The sequence below is a fragment of the Streptomyces spinoverrucosus genome (assembly GCF_006539505.1).
Lineage (GTDB): Bacteria > Actinomycetota > Actinomycetes > Streptomycetales > Streptomycetaceae > Streptomyces > Streptomyces spinoverrucosus.
Window position 1 is genome coordinate 1 of record NZ_BJND01000140.1, and the last position, 4674, is coordinate 4674.

Below are 4674 nucleotides of genomic sequence, written 5' to 3' on the forward strand. Positions count from 1 at the left end.
CTTCCTTGGTGACTTCCTCGCTGCTGAGCACGGGGCCGACGGGGGCACCCCCGACGTAGCCGAAGGAGTGCGAGGTGATGTCGACCCAGGGGTACTTGGTGGCGACTGTCTCGTCGAGTCCCTCGACCATGACGAGCAGACAGGTGGGGCAGTAGCCGTAGCGGTTGCCGGCCGAGACGGAGGCGGAGCCGGTGCCGTGCCCGTGGTCGTCGAGGACCGGATGGGCGCCGTCGACGCTCGACGAGTAAGCGCCGATGATCTTCGTTCCGGGGATCCAGTGGAGCAGTCCGCCCTTCACTCGACCGCCGGTCCACAGGTCCTTGTCCTCCTCGGGCAGGTAGCCCTTGCCGAGGGTGGCGGGGATCGCGGGGGCGGAGGCCGGGTAGCCGGGGATGTACTCCGAGGGGTGCCGGGTGAAGTTCTTCGTCAGCGCCAGTACGTCCGGGTCGGGGTAGGTGCGGGCGGAGAACTCGAGGTGGTAGGGGTTGATGCCGGTGTCGGCGATGCCGATGACGGTGACCGGCGGCGCCGCGTCCAGCCGGTCGGCGTCGCCGACCAGCACGGAGGTGGTCTCGCGCCGTTCCAGGCCCCGGGCGTCGGTCGCCTTGAGGGTGACGAGGTGCCGGCCGTCGGGCAGTTGGGGGGTGACGGTGGTGCCCGTACCGTCGTCGAAGCGACCGTCGCCGTCCAGGTCCCAGGCCGCGTCGACAGGGTTCGTGCCGCCGGTGACCGTGCCGCTCAGCCGCTGCTCGGTTCCCGTCTCGAACCTGTACGGCCCCCCGGCCCTCACCTCGGGCCGCGGGTCGGCGGTGAGCCTGCGGGCCACGACCCGCGCGGTCACGTCGGCCGTGACGGTGGCCCATTTGACGGCCACGACCTTCCAGGTGCCCGCGGCCGGGTCGGCCACGGACGTCTGCTCCGGGTGCCCGGACGATTCCGACTGCGCGACCACCTTCCCGGACGGGTCGGTGACGCGCAGGTCGTAGTCCTGCTCCGGTGTCGTCCAGGACAGAGTGACGTCCAGGGACCGCACGCCGGAGGGCACGTCGAAGGGGAACTCGACGCTCTGGCCGGCGGGGAAGACGCCGGGCGTCGGGTCCGCCCTCGCCTCGTCGAGCAGTTCGCTGCTCGTCTGCTCGCCCACGACAGCCTTGACGATGTCGCTCGTACTGACGCCCGCGGCATCGGTGACGGTGAGCCGGACGTCGTACGTGCCCGGGGCGAGCCCCGTCGTGTCGAAGGCGGGGCTCGCCGAGTCCGCGCCGGTGAGCCTGCCGTGTTCGGCGGTCCAGGACCAGGTGTAGGGAGCGGTACCGCCGTAGGCGCTGCCGAGGAGCGGCGCCTTGTCGCCCGCGGTGACGAAGGGGCTGTCGCCCGCCTCGGCGTGCAGCGGCGCGGGATCGGCGGGCTGCTGTGGGCTGCCGGTGCGGGCGGTGCCGGCCACGTCCACCGTGCCGCTCAGCGGCTGCTTGACCGTGCCGTCCTCGGTGACCTGCTGGCCGCCGACCGAGGAAACCGTGACACCCGGGCCCTGCGCCGCGGTGACGCCCGTGAGGGGGAGCAGCGAGAGGGACAAGGCCAGCGAGGCGACGGCGGCGAGGCGCCGGAAGTGTATGCGCGCGCGTCTCATCAGCTCTGGCTCCACTTCTGCGCGCAGGTCTTCAGATCGGCCTTGACGCGCTGGCCGCGGTCGACCACGACGGGCAGCTGCTGCAGGACCTTCCCGTTCTTCTCGCAGGTGAGCGTCCAGTTCTCGACGAGCCCGCCGATCTCTTCGGTGGTGGCGTCGTAGAGGGAGGCGGTGAGCTCCCAGCTCGGCGCCGCGGACGCCCAGTTCTCCACCCGCAGCACGTAGTCGCCCTGCGCGGGGGAATCGAGGAGCACGCGCTCCTTCTCGCCGACCGACCCGGTGGACCGTCCGACCTCGGTGAGGCTGCCGTCGGCGTTCCTGCGCAGCACGTACAGGTCGAGATCATCCGGGGTGGGCCAGTCGAGCTTCACCTCCAGGAGGTCAGCGGCCCGGTCGACGGTGAACTCCCGCTCCGTGGGCTGCGCGGGCAGCGTCGTGCCCGTGTACGTCTGCCGCTTCAGCGGCTCGGAGCCGACCACCCGGATCTGGCGCGCCTTGACGACGGGCCGGGTGGAGGGATTGACGTGCCAGGTGTAGCCGCCGCCCGCGCCGACGGTCATGGTGGTGTCGAGAGTGTCCGCGATGGCGCCGGACCAGGTGGGCGTGGCGAACGTCTTCTTCAGCCGCAGCGTGGCTCCGGCGGGCGCCCTGCCGGTGATGACCGAGTGCGCCGCCGGATCGACGGCGTTCTCCAACGCGAGCAGGAACGCCTCACGGTTGCCCTTGCCCGCGTACTCGCCCGCGCCGAGGTATTCGTCGACGACCTCCGGGAACGGCGGGTGGAACTCGTCCGGGCCGATCTCGAAGGTGTAGCCGTAGCCGCCGGTCGCGTTGTACGACCAGTCCTCGGTCGTCCCCGTGGTGTCGTACAACTGCCAGCTGTGCTGGCTGGTGTAGCCGTTCTGCGCCGCCATCCGGTCACCGAGCTCCTTCATCGCCGCCTCGTCCGGCGGGTCGCCGAGAGGCAGTCCGTCGGGACCGGTGGTGTCGGGCGCGACGCCGTTCGGGCGCAGCACCAGATTCGAGAAGGTGTGGTTGGTGATGAGCCCGGTGACCTGCCGCCCGCTGATCAGCTCACGGATGTTCCGCGTCTCCGGCTCGGAGAAGGGTGCTGCTCCGCGGTAGGTGGCCTGCACCGGCTCCGCCGCCGCGCCCGGACCGCCCCAGAAACCGCCGTAGTTGCGGTTGAGGTCGACCCCTGCGCCGAAGCCGCCGGGGCTGCTCGCGAGGGCGCACTCGTTCGCCAGCGGGGCCAGCCCGTCGGCCATACGGCAGTTCTTGCGCTTGTACGCGTTGCCGGGCGTGGCCAGGATGGACCCGGTGCCACCCTCGTCGATGCCGCGCAGGTCGACCAGTCGACCGTCGTTGAAGGACTTCTCGAAGCCGTCGACGTTGACCACGGGCACGACGATCACCCGTGCCTTCTTCAGCAGGGAGGTGATGCGCTCGTCACTGCCGTAGTGGCGTGCCAGGTCGAAGGCGAACTCGATGGCGTGCTCGCCGGAGGGCCATTCACGGGCGTGGTGCAGCCCCATCATCAGGAAGACGGGCCGGCCGTCCTCGGGGGCGTCCACGTCGTGCGCGATCTCCACCGCGTACACGGACTTGCCCTCAAGACTCCTACGCGGAAGGGTCAACCTCCTGACAAGCCCCGGATGTTCTTCGACCAGGCGGTCCATGTCGGCGTGGTAGTCGCCGAGTCCGCGGTAGGCGTCCCGTCCCGAAGGCAGGGGCGAGACCGCGGTGGCGGCGGCGTAGGCGCGGTTCTCGGCGTTGACGTCGGACTCGCGTTGCAGCAGGTCCGGTATTCGGACCCGCCAGTCGAAGCCCGCCCCGGCCAGCGCCAGCTCGTCGGCCGCACGGTGCAGGACGACCTCGACATAGTCGTGTCCGGCGTGCTCGGTCAGATCGAGGCCGAGCGCGACGAGGCGATCCTTGTCGGCACGGGTCGGGGTGCTCACCGTCACCAGTTGCGGGCGGAAGCCCTCCGCCGCCGCGGCGGTCGGCGCCGAGGCACCGGGCATCGACCCGCCCCCGGCCACGACAGCGGCCATTACCACGGCGCAGGCGATCAGCCCGCGTCTGCCGGAACGTCGGGATGAACCATCCGATCGACGGCATGAACCAACCACATGAACTCCTACTCGCCAGGAGGCACGTCGGCTGTCCCGGGCACGCCTTGTGGGCGGCCGGTTCACCGGGCGCTGCCCGATCATGTGGGGGTGGCGGACAGAACCTACCCCTCCGGATACAGCCCGTACACAGGTTTGCGGACACAACATCCGTGCGAGGAGGGCGCGCGGCCTGTTCATTTCCGCCCTGAGCACCGGGCTTCTTCTGTGGGGTCACATCACTGTGCGCAGGCGCGGCATCTCGATCGCGACGGCACTCGCGGTCGTCCTGTGAAGGCGACGCCGACCGGGATCTTCGGCGTGATCGGCCTGGCGCTGTCCGCCGACTCCGGTCGGGTGTACGCGGCCGTGAAGAACAGCAACCGGATCGTCTCTGTGGAGACGGTGACGTACACCCAGACCGCGAGTTACCCGGTTGGCGCGGCTCCCGGTGACCTGGAGGTGGTGGACGGTCGGATCCGGTTCGCCCAGCAACGGCGGCGACCTCGCCGCGTACGACGTCTCTGCCGAAGGGGCCACGCTCCAGGTCAAGAGCGACAAGTCGCGATGAGCGGCGAACCGAAGTCCCAGTTCGCCGCCAGGGCCCGCGCCGGGGATTCCCTGCCGGGAACTGCCGGACGACGGCGAGCGCCTCGCCCGCGACCAGTTGGAGCGGCGGAACAGGGCCTGGGCGCGGTGGTGTGGCGGCGCTTACGGCGCCCGATGTTCACGATGCGGCAGTCAGGATGCGTTCAGGCAGCCGGTGGCACGGTCGGCCTCATGTCATACGAGACCTCTGAGACGTCCGAGATACCCGCAGCCCCCGGCTCCGCGGCCGCTGCTCGTGGCAACGGTCTGCGCTGGAACAAGGTTCCCGAAGTCACCGTGTACTTCTGGGTGATCAAGGTGCTGTGCACGACGGTCGGCGAGACC

General features: G+C 70.4%; 2 protein-coding genes. Both read right to left on the bottom strand.

Features of this window, described 5'->3' with window-relative positions; genetic code table 11:
• The coding region (locus SSP24_RS41935; protein WP_141316428.1) for a PKD domain-containing protein at window positions 1-1630 on the bottom strand (1630 nt) is incomplete at its 3' end.
• Window positions 1630-3684 (bottom strand): M14 family zinc carboxypeptidase, encoded by a 2055-nt coding sequence (locus tag SSP24_RS41940; protein ID WP_141316431.1) that lies wholly within the window; start codon window positions 3682-3684, stop codon window positions 1630-1632. The genes SSP24_RS41935 and SSP24_RS41940, both read right to left, overlap by 1 nt.
• Window positions 3685-4674 lie beyond the last annotated feature (990 nt).